The sequence below is a fragment of the Thermostilla marina genome, from assembly GCF_054657455.1.
The window spans coordinates 3,233,190-3,251,814 of sequence record NZ_BAAHYR010000001.1 but is presented as its reverse complement, the minus strand read 5'-3'; the positions used below and the strand labels follow the sequence as shown (position 1 = coordinate 3,251,814).

The following is an 18,625-nucleotide window of genomic DNA, read 5'->3' as shown; positions in this document are numbered from 1 at the left end:
GGTCTGTGCCCGCCTGAATACGTTTCCAGATGTAAAGATGTGAAGACGAACCCCGAATGACTGCCCCACCGAAGAAGAAAACTCCCTGGAAACGCTTCGTTGTCCTCGCTGTGAAGCTTGCTCTTGTCGTCATCGTTTTGTGGGCCATTCGAGGCACCCTGATGGACGCATGGCGGCAATTGACGGAATACCGGGCATCCGGGAAGTCGGCGCTTGCATGGCAGCCGGGGTGGATTGTCTTCGCGGTGTTGGCCTATGCCGTCGGCTTGAGTCCTTCGGCATGGTTTTGGTGGCGCGTATTGCTTGCCTTCGGTCAACGGCCGACGTTTTATGAAGCGGTTCGTGCCTATTACGTGGGCCACCTGGGGAAATATGTTCCTGGGAAGGCGTGGGCTGTTTTGATTCGGGCCGCATTGGTGCGTTCCAAGCGAACAGACGCGTCCGTGGCGGCCGCTGCCGTCTTCGTGGAAACGCTGACGATGATGGCGGTGGGAGCGTTCTTGGCGGCAGGCTATCTCGTGGTTGCTTTGCGGGAGCAACGGCAGTTGCTGTGGGCGGCGGCGATTCTCGTGGCCGTGGCGGGGATTCCGACGCTTCCGCCGGTGTTCAAGTTTGCTGCGCGGTGGATCGGACGCTTGAAACGCGATGAGGCTTTTTCGCGTCATATCGCGCAGCTTGATTTCGGCCTATTGTGGCAGGGGTGGGGGGCCACGTTCGTGTTGTGGTTGTTCTTAGCGGCGAGTTTGTGGGCAACACTGAAGGGGCTTGGTGTCGAGCCGGTGGGGGCGGCACTGTTTCCACGGTGCGTTGCGACCGCCGCATTGGCGACAGTGGCGGGATTCTTGATCCTCGTCTTACCGGGAGGCTTGGGTGTGCGCGAAGCGATTCTCGTCGCCTTGATTGCCCCGTATTTGGAGATGCTGCCGGGAACGGCGGATCGTGCCGAGCTTATCGCCTGTGTAACCGCCGCGTTGTTGCGATTGGAATGGGTGGCCGCCGAATTGGGCGTCGCCGGCGTACTCTACGTGGCCAGGCCCAAAAGTCTCGACGTGGAAACGGCAAATTCCGTCGGAGACCGTGCCTCGGAGCTGCGGCGGCATTCGCAGGTGAAGGACGACGAACCGTCTTCGGAACATACGGCATCCGTTTGACAAGACAGGGCGTGGAGCTTCGCGAATCAACCGACGGCGACATTTTGAGAATGGGGAGATGACCCGAATGAAACTGTCTTTGGTGATTCCCGTATTCAACGAAGAAGAAAGTCTTCCCCAATTGCATCGCGAAATCGATAACGTGATTTCTGAGCATGGCTACGAGGTCGAAATCATCTTTGTCGACGACGGGTCGAACGACGAATCATGGAAAGTGATCGGTGAGCTTGCCGACAAAGATCCTCGAGTGCGGGCGATTCGGTTCCGACGCAATTTCGGCAAGGCCGCCGCACTGAGCGCCGGATTTGCCGAGGCGACGGGAGACCGCGTTATAACCCTGGATGCCGATCTGCAAGATGATCCGGCCGAGATTCCGCGATTCTTGGAAAAAATCGACGAGGGGTTCGACGTCGTGAGCGGGTGGAAGAAAATCCGCCATGACCCCTGGCACAAGGTGTATCCATCGCGGGTGTTCAACTGGATGGTCAGTCGAATGACCGGGGTCAAATTGCACGATCACAATTGCGGTATGAAGTGTTACCGTGGTGAAGTCTTGAAGGAAGTGTCGCTCTACGGGGAACTGCATCGGTTTATTCCGGTGCTGGCCGGGGCGAAGGGATTTCGCGTCGGTGAGCTGGTGATTCATCATCGACCGCGGGAACACGGTCATTCGAAGTACGGTTTCACGCGATTCGTGAAAGGGTTCTTGGATCTGTTGAGCGTCAAGTTCGTGACCGGCTATGGTCAACGACCGCAACACTTATTGGGAACGATCGGATTAATTTGCTTCGCTCTCGGAGGGCTCTTGCTCGTTTGGTTGGCGGGCGAATGGGTCGTCTCTCGTCTGACGGAAATGCCCGACGTCGAATTACACAAACGACCGCTCGTGCTCTACTCCGTCGCCTTGCTGCTGATGGGCGGCCAGCTGTTGAGCGTCGGCTTCTTGGCCGAGTTGTTTGCTGCGTTTCATGTGCCTCAGACACCGACCTACTCCATCGCCGAGCGACGCGGACCGACTCGGACGACGACCGGGTGACGCGGCGTTGTTCGTCTACTTGTGTGTTCGGTGGATGCGCAAGTGCGGCTTTCTGCCTTGAAGGAGCCTACGATGAAGAATGACGGTCGATCCGGCGACAATGCCTCGTTGGAGTTCAAGGATACCGCGAAATTGCGCCGGATGGTGTACGCTGTGCTGATTGCCGTCGCAGCGGGCGCCGGCGCGGGGCGGATTCTTTCGGTCGATTCGGTCGACGCGATTCAGTTGGAAGAAAAGCGTCTTGAAGCCGTGCCCGAAAAAGTCGAACAGCGGCGACAAGAGCTGATAGCCCGCGGTGTGACCGGCCGGAAACTGGAACGCGAACTGGCTCGAATCCGAAGTGCGCTGATCGATCAAGCGACGATTCGCCGGCCGTTTCTCAGTGCGAATGATCGAAGTCGGTGGTGCACCATTCGAGTACTGGTGGAAAAGGATCTTCAAGTCGAAGGATGGCCGTACGCCATCGACAATGTGATCCAAGAACAAGGCTGGGACACCATCGACATGGTGAAACACGACGGCCACCTTTTTTCGAGCAAGCCGCCGTTGTTGCCGACGCTCATATCGTGGGAATATTGGCTGATCTACCACGGGACAAAGGCCGTTATCGGAGAGCCGTGGACGCTGGGAGACCATCCGTACTTTATCGGGCGGACTATGTTGTTGACGTGGAACCTTCTGCCGTGGATCGGCGTGCTGGTGCTGATCAGCCGTTGGGCGGAACGGTTCGCGAAAAACGACTGGACGCGATTTTTTGTCGTGGCGACTGCGTGCTTTGCCACGTTGGTGAATCCGTTTTTGATCACATTGAACAACCATCTGCCGGCGATTGTGTGTGTCGCGATCGCATTGGATCGCGCGATTGCAACATGGTGGCACGACAGGCTATGTAGACGCGACTTTTTCGCGGCGGGCTTGTTCGGAACATTCGCAGTCGCATGCGAATTGCCTGCGCTGGCGTTCCTGGGGCTCTTGGGGCTTGCCATGCTGCTCCGATCGATTCGGCACACGTTGATTGCTTTTGTTCCGGCGGCGGCAATCGTCGCAGCAGCTTTCTTTTGGACGACCTACCAAGCGCACGGCCGGGTGACGATTCCCTACGCGGAAAGAGGCGACGGGACGACCGGAGAGAACTGGTACGACTACACGTACGAGCGGAACGGGAAAATATACGAGAGTTATTGGCGGCATCGTGTAGGAATCGACCGCGGGGAATCGTCACAACTGATGTACGCCGTGCACGTGCTGATCGGGCATCACGGAATCTTTTCGCTGACGCCGGTTTGGATATTGTCGTTCATCGGAATGGGGATGTGGATTGTGAGGGGCGATGATCGAAGGCTCCGCGCGTTGGCGGCGTCGATTGCCGTCTTGACGCTCGTGTGTTTGACATTCTACCTGATGCGGGGGCAAGATGACCGCAATTACGGGGGCATGTCGTGCGCCTTTCGTTGGATGTTGTGGTTCACGCCTTTGTGGTTAACGACGATGATACCCACCCTCGATCGGATGGCGCGTTCGCGCTTTCGGCGCGGAACAGCTTTGTTGCTGCTGGGGCTTTCGGCCCTTTCGGCGGCGTATCCTACGTGGAATCCGTGGACGCATCCGTGGTTGCTGGAGTTCATGGCTTGGTTGGGGTGGGTACATTATTAATGCCGAGCGACGATCGTTGTGGTTCAGAGAAGCGTATATGGCCGATCAGAGAGCACGCAGGAAAGAACGGGGCCCGGTGATGGGGTTCCGGCGGACATTTGCGACGTGGGCGATTGTCATATCGATAGTGTGGTCGGTGTCGTCTCGACCCGCTGCGATATTGGCTGAGGCCGGTACGAACGAATCACGCGTCGAATCGGCAGACGAGCCGGCGAGTATCTCGCCGGCGTTCCTTGAATCGCATCGACAAGAAAACCTTTCGACGCCCTCGGAGTTAGAAGAACTGTTGGGCGAGGTGCCCGGCCAGCGGTACGATATCTCTTCGTATTCTCGCTATAACATGAAGTTGCCCCGTCTTTCGGGCGGATTTCGCTTTCGAGAGAGTCCTCCGCCCGGCAAGGCGTTGCGGATTGCCATTGTGCAAACCGACAACTTCGAGCTGGCGATGCGATCCGGGACGTCGGGCTACGTATTGAAATACCTGCCCGCGTTTCACGACGCTTGGGCGCTCTACGAGGCGGTGCACGAGAAAGATCAATTCCGATTGGAACCGACCGCCTTGCTGGCGACCGACAGCGGTCGTTATCGTCGTTCGGGCCACGGTAGCGTTGTCTTACATTTTCGCCCCGGGCGGCTCGTCGTGACGCGAGGCAAAAACGTGTTACTCGAAGCGCCGGTCGACGGTGACCCTCGCGACTGGATCTTGGAAATCGCGACCACGGCCCTTTTTCGCGAGATTCGTTGGATCGACGATTTTGACGTGCCCGAGGTTTCGGATTCATTCATCCAAGTTTCGACGACTTCCGGGAATGAGGCGGTTCAGCCGTCGGACTGGACGTGGACGGTGACACCGGACGTCGCCGCAAAGGTCGAACGGATGGCCGACGGTGCAGTGCGACTTGTCGTCGACGGGCAAAGCGGCGTTGTGCAGGCAATGACGTCGCTACCGGTGAACGAAGTTTTTGCCTACACCTTCGAAATTGAATCGCCTACGCCGAAAACGGGGATTGCGTTGCTGGACGTCGAAGGTCGCGCGATCGCGGCGTTGGGGTTCTTTCGTCATAACGAAACACGCGGAACGGTGTTTGCCCCGGACAAACCGGCATCGGCCGACGATCGCCGCAGTTTCGATCGTCGTAACCGGATCGCACCGTTGATCGCGTCGCGGCAATGGTATCGCATGATCGTAGCGGGCGGATCAGTAAACTGGGAGTTTTCGCGAGACGGCCGGGCGTGGTCTCGCGTACAACCGGGAGGCGAGCCGTGCGAAGGCAAGCCGGTTGCCGTTGCATTGTATGCCTCACCGGGAAAAGAACACCGCGAGATAACCCTATGCCGGCTTCGGTTCGAGACGTTGCGGGAGACCAGTCGGTTGGCGGCGCGCGTGCCGCGCGATGTGATCTCCGATGAACTGATTGCCGATGATCGGGTTCGCCCTTGGAATGAAGCTCGGGATATGGCGAGGCCGGAAGGCATCCCTGTCCGCGATTGGCTATACGCATGCAATGTGCGACGCCTGCTGGAAAATCGCAGTTGGTTTGCGTCACGTCGCGTCTTGTTCGATTTGATTGACACGGTGCGACACGACGACTCGCTTTCGTGGAATGAGCGATCACAGGTTTTGGCCGAATTGGCCCGTATCCTTCCGGCTTACGATTGGGGAACGTGGCACGAGTTTTCCGAGAGCATCGAGCCGACCTTCTTGGATTGGGCGAGGCAAGGATTGTCGCAGCCGTACCAAAAAGCGGCTCGGTTTGTCGACTCCTCGATGTATTGGACCGAATGGGACCGTACCGCTTATTTGCCCGCTGCTCTGCGGCACGAGATATTCGAGTCGATGGCCTCGGGGGATTCTTTCGCATTGGGTGAATTGTGCGCAGCGGCAATGTGCCGGTGCCCGGTAAACGAGATGGAGCACTTGCTGCCGGGGCCGCGAGAAATGCTGCGCGCGGCGGCAGCGCGAGCGGCTGCATCGTGGGAACGGCTGAAATATTTGCCGGTTGATTCGAGACCCTCACGAATGCCGCCTTCTCGGCTTGAAGTCACAAAGGAAGCTTTCAATTTGACGACGGAGATCAACGCCGGACTGCGCGAGGGGGGCAACGCTGCCGTGCATGCGTTGGTAGAGAATCGGTACGGTGCCGGCGTGGGCTGCCTGCCCGCCCCAAAGGATCCGGCACACTGGCTGTCGTTCGACGAATGGGTGCGACGATTGATTCATGCGGAGCCGGCATTGGGACAGAGGATCCGAGAGGAATATTCCGCCGCGTTGCAACTTCGGACGCAGGAATGCATCAAGAGCGGCGATGAGACGACCGCCGTCGAAATCGCAAGACAAACCTATTTGGGCAAACCGGCGGCAGCGGCCGCCCTTTGGTTGGGGGACCGGCGGCTTGTGTTGGGAAAAGCTGCCGAGGCCGCGAGTTGGTACGCGACCGCGGTTCAAGCGGGTGATGAGGAGACACAGGCGGCTCTTTCGCAACGACGTGCGCTTCTTGCGAGGCTGGGAAATTCGACGGATGCCACGCAGCAAGCTACTTGGGACGAAACAGGATTCAGAGGAAATTGCGGATTGGAAAGACGAGTCGCCCCCGCAGCTGATCGCACCGGTGTGCCGAGCGAAGCTGACGAGGACAGTCTACCTTGGCTGCCCGCACAATATAGCCTCGAAGCTGTCTTCAAGATGCACGGCATCCATGTCAAGAAACCGCGGGCCATGCCTTCACGGGATTTCAACTGGGCGGGGAAGCAAACGACGGCCGTGTTCGAGCAGGACGTTGTTTGGCTGACGAACCAGGTCGAACTGAGCGCTGTGGAACGCAACAGCCGTCTTTCTCTGTGGTCGCATTGGTGCAGTGTGGACGAAGCGGGGCAGCAGTGGCCGCTGGTGTGGATGAAACCCGTCCGGCTGGATGGCCGCATTTACTGCAGGCAGTTGACTGCTTCGGGGCCTCGAATCGTGTGCGTCGATGCCGTCGATGGACGAATGCTGTGGACGTCGCGTGCCGATTCCTATGCAGCGTCGGATCCCTGGTGCATCGGACGCGAGCTGTTTTGTGTGTTCGGGCAGCCTGCCGGCAACGACTTGCGGCTGTCGATCGTCGAAATGGATTCAAGCACCGGCGACGTCTTGCGCCGCGTACCGCTACTTTCTTACCGCGACGTATGGAACCGGAAACTGACGGCTCGTGTGTGTCGCACCGACGACCGTTTGATTGTGACGGCAGGCGACACAGCGATCGGCTGCGACATTTCCGGTAACGTCCTGTGGATCCGTCGTATTCCTTGGATTTGGGGAGAATGGAACGACTGGTGGAACGGTAATGACTGGCTGCGACGCGAAGAGGAGAATCCCCTGCCGGTGGGCCGATACGTCGTGTTTACTACGCGCGGTAGCTGGTGTATCACGTGTGTCGATCCGAAGGACGGCACTCTCGTGTGGCAACGTGCCGAGGGACGCTTGCTTTCCATCGTCGGCAAAGTCGGCGGGAACGTCATCGTTCACGCATCGGACGGCTTCTTCATCGTGAGCGCCGACGACGGAAAGGTCGTCACGGCGGTTTCGTGCGAGCGCGTCGAAGACGCGGCAATCACACCCGACGGGCGATTCATGCTTGTCGTGCAGTTACAACCGAAATCGCAGAACAAGACGGACGTTGTGCTTCGATGGTATCGACTGCCCTCACTCGAACCGGCAGGCGAGACGGTCCTGCAAGAGTTCAGCGGTGATGTGTTCGTCGGACCGCTGGCGTTCGCCGCAGACGCGACCCATCTATTGACGGCCCGCGCGTCAAACGCCGCAGAAGGCACGTGGTATCGACTGGTGCCGCAAGGGCCTTTGGAAGAAACCTCGGCCGACGGTCCGTGATGCTCGATTCGACGGGTTACGAGGCGGCATCCTCGGAGCGTGTAGGGTGTACCCATTCCTCGGTGCCGTCGGCGTACCGTTCGCGTTTCCAAATGGGGACGGTTTTTTTGATCTCATCGATCAACCAGGCGACCGCTTCGAAAGCATTGCGCCGGTGCGGAGCGGACGCTGCGATTACGATCGACGATTCTTCGACGGGAACGTTACCCAACCGGTGTACGATCCGGCAACCGGTCAGGTGCCACTTTTTCTCAGCTTCGCATCCCAGGCGATTCAGTTCCGAGACGGCCAGCTCTTCGAAGGCTTCGTAATCTAAAGACACGGTCCGCCGGTCGCCGGTGAGTTCTCTCGTCGTTCCGACGAATACGACGATTGCTCCGGCCAGATTGGAACGAACCGAGTCGAGTACGGCCTGTTCCTCGAGTTTTTCGTGTGTGAGTTCGATCGTGGGCATGACCTGCGAATTGCGTCGATAGATGAGCGGAGAAGCAGGGCGGGTCAGCCTCCGCTGACCGGCGGAATACAGGCAACCGCCCGATCTGCTTGGAGGACCGTATCATCGGCGGCGTATTCGGTGTCGACGGCGAACATCGCCGCTTGAATGATCTCGGCAACTTGAGGCAGTCGTTCAGCCAAGACCCGCCGAAGGGAACCGACCGTGGGCGGTTCGGGAAGTTCCACTGTAATACGATCCGAACCGGCAGCCTGGCGAACACCGGCAAAAAGTCGCACCTCGACGGTCACGATTGGATGTCGCTCCTAGCAAAGGGGACTGGGCTGATCAAATGCTACCGACCCCGGAAATGTATTCCCGGTTCGGTATAACTGAGCGTAACACGGCGTTTCGGGATGGTCGACCCCCGCCGGACCGCCGGTACACGATCAAGCTTACGATTTGTTGTCCATGACAACCTTCGTCAGGGCTTCGACGAAGAAAAACTCGCCCCACATGACCGATTCATCGACGCCCAGGTTCTTCTTGGTGTGATAAACACCGTGTTTGAGAATGCCTTCCCAGCCGGGCGTGTCGATCGCCAGGTATTCGGGGTCAATCAGGGCGTCGAGCATGGCCAAAGCCGTTTCCCGGTAGGCCTTTGCCTTTTGCGGCGATTTCGTTTGCTTGGCAAGGTCCCACAACCCTGAGGCAGCGATGGCGCCGGCAGAGCTGTCTTTCTGCGGCCCCCATGGTAAGGGTTCGTTCAAGTCGGCGTCGAAATCCCAGTAAGGAACCTTGTCGTCGGGTAGATGTTCCAACCAATACGAGGCATTGAGTTCCGACGTTTCGAGGAATTCCTTCTCGTGGGTCAATCCGTACACTTTACTGTAGCCGTACAACGACCAAGCGAGTCCTCTTGCCCAAGCGCTGTCGTCGCGTAGGCCCTGATGGGTACTTTGTTTGATGAACTCACCGGTTTCGGTGTTGAACAAGCCTTCGTGCGCCGTAGAGCCGTCGTCGCGGACGAGGTATCGCCGCGTTGTTCGGCAGTGATCGCGGGCGATCCGCATGAGCTTGTCGTCGTTCGTCTCGATCGCCGTATAGAAGATCAGGGGCACGTTCATCATGATGTCGATGAAAAGCGACTCAGGACCGATGAACGAACACAGGTACCGCCCCTTTTCCTGAAATCGCAGGGCCAACGTATTGCCGGCTTCGAGTATCGTGTTGAGCAATTCGGAATCGCCCGTCAGCTCATACCACGGCAAGTAGGTGTTCAGGAAGATGAACCCGAGGTCGTGGACTTTTCGGTCGTACCGTCGGTGTTCCAAGAGCTTTGAGTAATGTTCCGCTCGCTCTCGCCAGGTTGCATCACCGGTACGACGGTGGAATTGCCACATCATGCCGGCCAGAAAACCGCCGGTCCAATCCGTCCAAAGCTCACCTTCGTGATACCACTTGCCGTCGACGGTATAGATCGGGAAAAAGTCGGGGTGTTTTTCGATCAACGCGGCAACTTGCTTTTCTGCGAATTCAAGTGCACGTTCGTATGGTGTGACATCGAGGTGGGTCATCGACGGACACTCCTCCCGGGTTGGCAACGAAGGGATCTCAGTCAGGATCTTCCAACGCTTTCGCTTTCGGGTACCCCTTGCCGCTGTGGAGCACGCGTTGCAGAATCAGCAGTCGCCCGCGTCGGCGGAGCGACCGGCCTGGGCGAAAAAGCTTGGAGCCGTCCAATTTACCGCCAACAGCATTGCGGGTAAAGCTTTTGGCCGAAGATGTATTCGAGCTGTGCCGGCGATCCTGCGAGGAGCCGACAGAAGGCAGATGAGAGCGTGTCTCAACAGTCGCTCTGAGAATGGTCGGCCGTTCTTGGGCAGGAATATCGCCGCCGGAAACCTCGAAAGGTGTAGTCGACGATCATGTATAACCCTCGATTCCACGTTGTGCTGTACCAGCCCGAGATTGCCTACAACGCGGGCGCCGTCGGAAGAACGTGCGTTGCGTGCGCTGCCAAGTTATGGTTGGTGCGCCCGTTGGGGTTCCGAATCACGGACCGTCATTTGCGGCGTGCAGGGCTCGACTACTGGCCGTATTTGGAATGGGAAGTCGTCGACGACTGGGACCGACTTCAGGACCGGCTCGAGAATGGTCGCTTTTGGTTCTTGTCGAAACGAGGCCGGCGTAGATATTGTGATGAAAAGTTTGCAGAGGGAGATGTCTTTGTTTTCGGTGCCGAATCGACCGGTTTGCCCGGCGACTTGTTGGCACGGCATCGCGATCGAACACTACGAATTCCGATTCGCCCGGAAGTGCGGAGCTTGAATTTGTCGGTCAGTGCCGGAATCGTTTTGTTCGAAGCGTCTCGGCAAGTCGGGTTTGCCGCCGAAACGAACGAAAACGCGCCCGGAACGATTTGAAACGCCGGACTATTGCGCGATGCCCTTGAGATATTGGAACACGTTCGAGTACAGCGGCAAGTGCCGGTAGTAGACCTCGAGCATGTACACCGACAGGCAGGTAACGTACAGACGGCCTCCGAAGGTTTCGTTCGCGTCTCGCGAAGGAGTCACGGGATTCCAGCTTCCGGCTTCGGGACCTGTTTTCTCCTGATGCTTGGGAAGTTCTTGACGCATCACGTTGTTCCATCGCTCCCAGTATTCACCTTCCATGTGGTGGCACACCTGGGTCGCGTAGTACCAGTAGTACACGTCCCGATCTCGCTCAAAATGGATGAGATTTCCCGGTTGGGTAATCCACTCGACTCCCGCAATCAGCCGCGGATCGTCGTGTTCCCAGCCGAGGTATTGGCGACACAAGAGTCCTTCGGCCGTCATTGCCAACGTGGGAGCGCGGCCGCGTTGATAGCAATACTTGCTGCCCTCTTCGACGGCGACTTTGTCCAAGAAGCGTTCGATGCGGGTTAGCGTCTCTTCCGGCACGTCGAGTCCGGCCATGCGGGCGCTTTGAAGGGCCATCACCATCCAGCCGGTAACGGAGAGATCGCTGTCGGCCTGGGGGGCGTACCGCCAACCGCCCTCGGGCGATTGCGAATCGATGATATAGCGGATGGCCTTTTCGGCCGGTTCTCGCAGCGTTTCGTCTTTGGTCATTCCGTACAATTCACAGATGGCGATGGCGCACTGACCGTGGGTGTAAAAGCGATGATTGAAGCCGCCTTGCCGGAAAAAACAGCCGTCGGAATCCTGCTGCTTGAGCAGGTAGTACCACGCGCGGGAGACGACGTCTTTGTAGGGGCCCCTTTTGTGCGTGTATCCCGTGCCTTGGAACGCCAGTAACGCCATGGCCGTGGCAGCCTCGGGATTTTCTTCGTTGGCGCCGTAGCTATATGGTCCCTGGAGGCTCCACGAACCGTCTTTTTGCTGGTTGCGCACCAACCACTTCAAGGCGAGTTCCACAGCCGCCTGCGTCGACTTGTCACCGCCGTAGGCGGCGAGGAGGGCTTCTCGCGAACCGGCCTCGCGCCCTTGCAACGCGTATCCGATGATCTGCGCCGTCTCGGTACTGGTCGAGGTCGTGCCCTCAGGGGCAATCTGTACTTCGGCGGGGGCTGCAAATGGGTCTTCGACCTGCGGTAGTTCCAGTGGCGTGTAAATGGGTTCTTCGAGCAGTTCCTCGTCGGTTCCGGCAAAGGGAGAATCGAATTCGAGTTGTTCGCCTTCCTTTTCGGCGTAGACGATTTCGGCGTTCAGATCGATGCGCCGGTTGAACATCTGGGGAATCATGATCAGCGCCAATACGATCAGCAGCAGCATGTGGAATACTGCGCTGATCAGCCAGGGCGGAGCGTACTCCACCGCCAGCTCGGTCAAGTCCTCGTCTTCTTCGTCGGCGTCGGAGTGAGCGTCGTCGGAAGCAACCGGAAGCATGCCGGGCTTCACGGGAATCGGCCGTGTCGGTCGTAGGGGTGAACCCGGTCTGTCGGGCTGAATTCGGGGTGTGGGAGGCTCGGTGGACCTCACCGGCACTGCGCGTGCGGCTTGCGGACGCGACGGTTCTCGGGGGACATCATCCGCCGGTGGCGGAACTACCGGCTGCGCGCGGGGAACGACACGAGGACGGGGGTCCGTAGATTCATCACCGGATTGCAGCGGTTTCGCGCGGGGAATAGGACGCTTCGATTCACCTTGGGGCGGCGTTGCAATCGGAGGCGGTGGCGATGGTTGCAACGCTTCGGGCATGAAGTCGGGCGGCGCGATCGAACTCGGGGGAGTATCGCTGGCGGGATCGGGAGTTTGATGCCCGGCCGGGCCGTATTCCTCGACCATAAGTAGCCTCCCCGTTCCAACTTGCGCCCGTGGTTCCGTTCCGCCTTTGGGGCCCTTGCCTAAGGGGCCGATGCAATCCGGATGCAAAACGCGAGCAAACCTCGGCAAAACGCGAGTCAAACGCCGTCGTTTCCTCGGGACTCATAAAGGAAACGTACGAGGCGTAAGCAGCACGACACGGGCCGCGTCTGCACGGTAGCCTGTGTATTGATTATCGACTAGGAGATCTGCTCGACTTGGGGGAAGGCACGAATCGTGTGCATTCGACAGATTGTAACGGTACCGCGAGTAGAGACGAGTCGTCGATGGACCGCTTCTGCGAATGCCGTTGCGTCGACCGACGGTACCTTCCTTACGGTGGAGTCTAACCCACCGTCGTGAGCGCGTCCAGCATTGCCCGTGAAATCTCCGATGCCGACATCGACAATGCCGTGCGTTGACCGGTCGCCGCCTTGCTCTACAATGCGATCAATGGCGAAAAACAACGGATCCCCCAATGTGTGGGGGCAGAAGAGAGGTGAATACGGTGTCGATTTCGCAAGATAACGGAACACAAGACCGGGACGCTGCATCTCTGTCGCCGCTGGGATCGCCCGTCGATCTGGCGCGAATCGAGAAAGCCGTGCGAGAGATATTGGCGGCGGTGGGAGAAGATCCGGACCGTGACGGACTGCGCGAGACGCCCGCTCGCGTGGCCCGTATGTACGCCGAGCTGTTTGGTGGGTTAAGGAGAGATCCTCGTGTTCACCTGAAAAAGGTGTTCGACGAGAAATATGACGAGGTGGTGTTGGTGCGTGACATCACGTTCGAGAGCATGTGCGAGCACCATCTATTGCCGTTCTTGGGGAAGACGCATGTGGCTTACTTGCCGAACGGCAAAGTGGTCGGGTTGAGTAAGCTGGCTCGAGTCGTCGAGGATATCTCTCGGCGCCCCCAGGTTCAGGAACGCATGACGGAGATGATTGCCGACTTGATTGAAGAAGAGCTCGGTGCAAGGGGCGTCGCCGTGGTCGTCGAGGCGATGCACTCGTGTATGTCCGTTCGGGGAATCCGAAAACCCGAAGCCGTCTGCGTGACCTCGGCTGTCCGAGGGATCTTTCGCAAGAATACGTCGAGCCGTGTCGAAGTGATGAATCTGATCTTCGGGCATAAGCATTGATCGATTCGGTGCTCCCGCCCATTCGGGTTCGGCGGGAATACTCTCGGGGAATGTAGGCTGCTCTTCCATATGCCGCAGTCGACGCTAGACTAGCGGAAAGGCGGGCCTTCGTACGCCGACGAAGGCTGGATTCGGCAATCGGCCTCCGGTGCGTGTGGGTGACGATGGCAAGTATCGATCCGCAGCGAGCAGTAGTGCAGGACGATTTGCGAGGGCAGATCGCCGGTGAGGTTCGTTGCGACGAAACTTTCACGCAGCTTTACGCCGGGGACGGAAGTATCTACGAGATTCGCCCCTTGGGAGTCGTGCGGCCGCGTAATACAAACGACGTAATCGTGTGTTTGCAATATGCGGCAGAGCACGACATTCCCGTGCATCCCCGCGGGGCCGGATCGGGAGTGGCCGGCGAATCGCTCGGACCGGGACTCGTGCTCGATTTTTCGGTGTTCTTGGGGCGGATCGTTTTTGCTGGAGAAGAGACCATTCGCGTCCAGCCTGGCGCGACGCTGGAGCGTGTGAACGCCTACCTTCGACGTTACGGTCGGCACGTGCCGGTTGATCCCGACAACGCCGCGGTCGGGACAATCGGCGGAGCGGTAGCTCGCGATGCCCGCGGAGCACGATTCTTGAAATACGGATCGATCGGTGATTACGTCGAAAACGTGAAGGCCGTTTTGTCCGACGGCACGCGTTTGAACGCGGGAAGAGAGGCGATCGCCGAACACCGGCAAAATACGTCGTCGGCAAAGTCGCGACTTGTGACGCGATTGGCGGCGATTCTGAGCGAAAATGCCCGGTTGATTACCGTTCATCAGGAACGGGCGACAAACACGGGATGCGGATATCGCTTGACACGTGTTTGCGATCACGAGCATTTGGATCTGGCGAGACTGTTGACCGGATCCGAAGGGACGCTCGCGGTTTTTACCGAGATTGAATTGAAGACGGTCCCCCGGTTACCTGCTCGTGGAATGGCTTTGCTGTGTTTCGAGAGCCTGGAGCGAGCGATGGGAGCGGTGCGCCGGATTCTCGAAGCGCAAGCGGTTTTGTGCGACTTGCTCGAGCGCCGACACTTGAGCCTGGCCCGACAATCGGAAAACGATTTGGAAGCTCTCGTACCCGAAGATACCGAGGCCGCGGTCTTGGTGGAGGTGGAAGGGAACGACGCGCCCGACGCTCGAAAACGACTGTTGGAAATCGTCGACGAAGTGACCGCGGGGCCGCACCGCCCGACGGCCGTTCGGCAGGCTTTCGAACAGCGTGAGCGCCGGATGTTGAGGAAGCTGATGCGGCTCAATCAACCCGCGTTGTTTCGCGGCAAAGATCGCTCCCGGCCCGTTCCGGTGTTGAACGACGTGGCCGTACCTCCGAACGTGTTGCAGGAGTTTTTGTTGTCCGTGCAAAAGATGTTGCGCAAGTACGAGGTGACCGCCTCGATCTATTGCCATGCCGGGCACGGTGAAGTCCATTTGCAGCCGTTCTTTCAGCCTGCCGACGACCGCGATCGTGATCGCATGCGCCGATTGGCCGACGAGTTCTACGACGAGGTCCTGCGGCGTCGTGGAACGATAGGCGGGGAATACGGTTGCGGGTTGGCGAGAACCCCGTTCATCGAGAAACAGTACGGACCGCTTGCCGACGTATTCCGTTCGATCAAGCGAACGTTCGACCCGTTGTGGATCCTCAATCCCGGCAAAATCGTGGGCGAGGCCGGCGATTCGTGGTTGCAGAACATCCGGGCGACCCAAGCGAAAAGCCCGCTTCGCAATGCTGAGACACCCCGTTCCGAAGCGGCGCGGCCGAAGGATCGTAAGGACCGGCGGAAGCGAAAACGACGGCGAACCAGCGATACGCCTTTGCCCGATATTCTGGAACTACAGTTGAACTGGGATCCGGCACAGGTCGCCGACATCGCCCAAAGATGCGTCGGGTGCGGAGAATGTCGGGCTTCTTCGCCGGAGTTTCGCATGTGTCCGGTTTTTCGCGTTCACTCGCGGGAGGAGGCTTCGCCGCGTGCTAAAGCGAACCTGATTCGCGGAATTCTCACCGGACAACTCAGCCTCGATGTGCTCGGCACCGAGGAATTCAAGGCGATTGCCGACCAATGCGTGCATTGCCACATGTGCGTGCGCGAGTGCCCGGCGCAAGTGGACATTCCCAAGTTGATGGCCGAAGGCAAAGGTGCCTACACGGCCGCCCACGGGTTGTCGCTGGCCGATTGGTTGCTTGTCCGGATGGACGTCCTCGGCAAGCTCGGCAGTTCCATGAGCCTGCTTTCCAATTGGGCCATGACGAACCGCTCGGCGCGCTGGGTGATCGAGAAACTATTCGGGATTGCCCAGGGGCGGAAATTACCGCGGTTTACGCGCACCCCGTTCATGCAACGCGCGGCCCGTCGCGGATTGACCCGCAGCGTACGTCGTTCGGGATTAAAGGTGGCGTATTTTGTCGACGTGTACGCCAACTATCACGATCCTGAATTGGCGGAAGCCTTTGTTTCGGTGTTGCAACACAACGGGATTTCGGTATTCGTGCCGCCGGACCAGCGGCAAGCGGGGTTGGCGGCGATGGCGTGCGGGGCGTTGGATGTTGCCGCGAGGCTCGCACGCCACAATACCGCGATTTTTGCCGAAGCTGTGCGTCAGGGGTATCACGTCGTGGCGACGGAACCCGCCGTGACGGTGTGCTTGACCCGCGAGTATCCGTCGTTGATCGACGATGCCGACGTACGGTTGGTGGCGCAGAATGCCTCCGACGCATCACAGTTTCTATGGAACCTGCACTTGGCCGGTGGATTGCAACTCGACTTTCGGCCGATCCACGCCGTGCTGGGATATCACATGCCTTGTCGCGTGAAAGCACTGGACATCGGCTCGCCGAGTGAGGATCTCTTGCGGTTGATTCCCGGTTTGACGGTGCGCTCGCTCGAGGCGGGATGTTCGGGAATGGCCGGCACGTTTGGGTTGAAGCGAGAGAACTACCGCACGAGTTTGCGGGCGGGATGGGGATTGATCGACAGACTGCGTCACCGAAAGATTCAGGCCGGCACGACGGAATGCAGCACGTGCAAGATTCAGATGGAGCAAGGTACAACGAAACCGACGATCCACCCGATCAAACTGCTCGCGGCGGCATACGGCCTTTACCCCGGGGGGCTCACGCGACTTTTCCGTGAAGGGCGCGATTTGGTGGTGACCTAATGTGACGTCTCTGCGAGGAGGGAACCGGCAGGTCTACGGTTGCTCGACGGAAACCATCAACTGTGAAGCCGTACTCAGACTGAAGGTGTACTCACCCGTGTCGAGATGCACGGATACCGTTCGTGCCGGCTCATTGCGGGCCGAAACAGTGCCCTTGCTACCCAGCTCGAGCCCGCATGAATTGAGGTATTGGAGGAAATCGGGGGTCTGGTCGAGCACGTGTACCAGCGTGAAGGCGGCTCCGATCGGAAGATTGGATAACGGCTGGGCTTGACGCTTGACGATTTCACCGTCCGGGCAGGGAATCGGGTCGCCGTGCGGATCGAACCGCGGTCGCCCTAAATATGTGTCGATTCGTTCGATCAGGAAATCGCTGACGACGTGTTCCATCCGTTCCGCGTCGTCATGAACTTCGTCCCAGCCGAGGTCGAGGACGCGAGCGAGAAAGGATTCCAGCAGCCGGTGACGCCTCAGGATCCGCAGTGCAATCGACTCCCCTTGGGATGTCAATCGTGCACCGCGATAGGCTTGATAGTCGACCAGCTCTTTGGCATGGAGTGATTTCAACATGCTCGTCACGGTACCCGGCGATAGCCCGAGCACGGCGGCGAGTTCGCCTGTTCCGACCCATGGATGGTCGGGTGCGGCAAGCCGGTACATCGCCTTGAGATAGTTTTCTTCGGCCTGCGTCGCCACGGGAGAGACTCCGAAATCGTCGGTCGCCTTGCACTCGCGGGTTACGACAACGGTCCCGCTGGATCGAGCTGAGCTTCACGCATACCATAACCGTTCGGTGGATGACCGGCAATCCGGGGGCGCCGGGGCGATGATCGTCGTCCGCAATCGATCGAAAATCGTCTCACCCAAACACGCGATGAAAGGAAACCGATGAACTTGATCCATATCGTGGGACGAAAGAATCACGGCAAGACGACGCTGGTTACGGCTTTGTTGGAGGAGTTCCGGCGTCGGGAGATTCGCGTCGGATCGATCAAGCATAGCCCGCATGTCCATGAATTGGATACGCCCGGCAAGGACTCACATCGGCATCGCCTGGCAGGTGCGTCGCCGGTTGCCGTCGTGACGTCGGAACTGTTGGGGATATACATTCCACGCACCGACGGCGACTTTCTAACCGCATTGGCACCGTTGTTCGCACCTTGTCGCCTGGTGTTGGTAGAAGGATTCGTCGACGGGCCGGGGAAGAAGATTGAAGTGTGGCGTGCCGAGCGACAAACGACGCCGTTGGCCTTGGAACACGACGATATTGTCGCCGTCGTTTCCGACGATCACCCGGACGTACCGGTGCCCGTGTGGTTGCGCAAAGATGTATCAGCGATTGCCGACCGCATCTTGGAACTTGCGCAATTCGAGTGATTATTCTGGGGCGGCGACCTCAGCCGGTTTCCGCCTTTTTCTGATCGATCAGTTCGTTGACTTTGGCCCGCAACACCTCGAAGTCGACCGGTTTCGATATGAAATCTGCTACCGGCAGCCACTTGGGGTCGATGTCCTTGTTGCTGAACCCCAAGGGGAACTCCTGGTTGACTGCGGTCAGCATCAAAATCGGTAGATCGGGGTACGCTTTGCGGATTTTCCGGGCCAACTCGAATCCGCCGCTGGGGTTTTCGGGGAACATGACGTCGAGGATGACGACGTCGGGCAAGGTTTGTTCTGCGAGATGCCGGTATCCCGATTCGAGGTCGAGTTCAATGTGCACGCGGTGGCCGTCGCTCTCCAGCACAGTTCCTACGGCACCGGCGAAATCTTCGTCGTCGTCGATGATCAGAATATGAGGCATTGGTTTCTCCTCGTGTGTCGGATAGCCCT

At 58.7% G+C, this 18,625-nt stretch carries 14 protein-coding genes; 8 read left to right on the top strand and 6 right to left on the bottom strand.

What is annotated here, in order from left to right; translation table 11 throughout:
- The first annotated feature begins 56 nt into the window (after positions 1–56).
- The 4 genes from ACYQ2I_RS11910 (at position 57) to ACYQ2I_RS11895 (ending at position 7,708) form a co-directional block, all read left to right on the top strand.
- Positions 57–1,151: a lysylphosphatidylglycerol synthase domain-containing protein gene (locus ACYQ2I_RS11910; protein ID WP_460167238.1), complete on the top strand. Its 1,095-nt coding sequence runs from the start codon at positions 57–59 to the stop codon at positions 1,149–1,151.
- Between the two features lie 67 nt (positions 1,152–1,218).
- Complete coding sequence (locus tag ACYQ2I_RS11905; protein ID WP_460167237.1) at positions 1,219–2,187, top strand: glycosyltransferase family 2 protein; 969 nt, start codon at positions 1,219–1,221, stop codon at positions 2,185–2,187.
- Positions 2,188–2,259: 72 nt separating this feature from the next.
- Positions 2,260–3,840 carry a glycosyltransferase 87 family protein gene (locus ACYQ2I_RS11900; RefSeq protein WP_460167236.1) on the top strand — a complete coding sequence of 527 codons (1,581 nt, stop codon included), beginning with the start codon at positions 2,260–2,262 and terminating at the stop codon, positions 3,838–3,840.
- A gap of 136 nt (positions 3,841–3,976) precedes the next feature.
- Positions 3,977–7,708, top strand: coding sequence for an outer membrane protein assembly factor BamB family protein (locus tag ACYQ2I_RS11895; RefSeq protein ID WP_460167235.1), 3,732 nt, complete (start codon positions 3,977–3,979; stop codon positions 7,706–7,708).
- A gap of 16 nt (positions 7,709–7,724) precedes the next feature.
- Here ACYQ2I_RS11895 and ACYQ2I_RS11890 read toward each other — a convergent pair whose 3' ends face one another.
- The 3 genes from ACYQ2I_RS11890 to ACYQ2I_RS11880 form a co-directional block, all read right to left on the bottom strand.
- Positions 7,725–8,162 (bottom strand): molybdenum cofactor biosynthesis protein MoaE, encoded by a 438-nt coding sequence (locus ACYQ2I_RS11890; protein WP_460167234.1) that lies wholly within the window; start codon positions 8,160–8,162, stop codon positions 7,725–7,727.
- A gap of 44 nt (positions 8,163–8,206) precedes the next feature.
- Positions 8,207–8,452: a molybdopterin converting factor subunit 1 gene (gene moaD, locus ACYQ2I_RS11885; RefSeq protein ID WP_460167233.1), complete on the bottom strand. Its 246-nt coding sequence runs from the start codon at positions 8,450–8,452 to the stop codon at positions 8,207–8,209.
- Between the two features lie 144 nt (positions 8,453–8,596).
- Positions 8,597–9,718 carry a glycoside hydrolase family 88 protein gene (locus tag ACYQ2I_RS11880; RefSeq protein WP_460167232.1) on the bottom strand — a complete coding sequence of 374 codons (1,122 nt, stop codon included), beginning with the start codon at positions 9,716–9,718 and terminating at the stop codon, positions 8,597–8,599.
- A gap of 351 nt (positions 9,719–10,069) precedes the next feature.
- Between ACYQ2I_RS11880 and ACYQ2I_RS11875 the strand changes: the two genes are divergently transcribed.
- Positions 10,070–10,567, top strand: coding sequence for a tRNA (cytidine(34)-2'-O)-methyltransferase (locus ACYQ2I_RS11875; protein ID WP_460167231.1), 498 nt, complete (start codon positions 10,070–10,072; stop codon positions 10,565–10,567).
- Positions 10,568–10,576: 9 nt separating this feature from the next.
- Here the strand turns inward: ACYQ2I_RS11875 and ACYQ2I_RS11870 are convergent, their stop codons facing one another.
- Positions 10,577–12,037 carry a prenyltransferase/squalene oxidase repeat-containing protein gene (locus tag ACYQ2I_RS11870; RefSeq protein WP_460167230.1) on the bottom strand — a complete coding sequence of 487 codons (1,461 nt, stop codon included), beginning with the start codon at positions 12,035–12,037 and terminating at the stop codon, positions 10,577–10,579.
- A gap of 925 nt (positions 12,038–12,962) precedes the next feature.
- On the opposite strand from ACYQ2I_RS11870, the gene folE reads away from it, so the two are divergent.
- On the top strand, positions 12,963–13,595 hold the full coding sequence (gene folE, locus ACYQ2I_RS11865) for a GTP cyclohydrolase I FolE (protein ID WP_460167229.1): 633 nt from the start codon (positions 12,963–12,965) through the stop codon (positions 13,593–13,595).
- A gap of 164 nt (positions 13,596–13,759) precedes the next feature.
- A complete protein-coding gene (locus ACYQ2I_RS11860) occupies positions 13,760–16,795 on the top strand; it encodes an anaerobic glycerol-3-phosphate dehydrogenase subunit C (RefSeq protein WP_460167228.1) in 3,036 nt (1,011 codons plus the stop codon).
- A gap of 33 nt (positions 16,796–16,828) precedes the next feature.
- Here the strand turns inward: ACYQ2I_RS11860 and ACYQ2I_RS11855 are convergent, their stop codons facing one another.
- Positions 16,829–17,491 (bottom strand): metal-dependent transcriptional regulator, encoded by a 663-nt coding sequence (locus ACYQ2I_RS11855; protein WP_460167227.1) that lies wholly within the window; start codon positions 17,489–17,491, stop codon positions 16,829–16,831.
- A gap of 192 nt (positions 17,492–17,683) precedes the next feature.
- On the opposite strand from ACYQ2I_RS11855, the gene mobB reads away from it, so the two are divergent.
- Entirely contained in the window at positions 17,684–18,172 is a 489-nt protein-coding gene (gene mobB / locus ACYQ2I_RS11850; RefSeq protein WP_460167226.1) for a molybdopterin-guanine dinucleotide biosynthesis protein B, read from the top strand.
- Positions 18,173–18,191: 19 nt separating this feature from the next.
- On the opposite strand, the gene ACYQ2I_RS11845 is transcribed toward mobB, so the two are convergent.
- Entirely contained in the window at positions 18,192–18,596 is a 405-nt protein-coding gene (locus ACYQ2I_RS11845; protein WP_460167225.1) for a response regulator transcription factor, read from the bottom strand.
- Positions 18,597–18,625 lie beyond the last annotated feature (29 nt).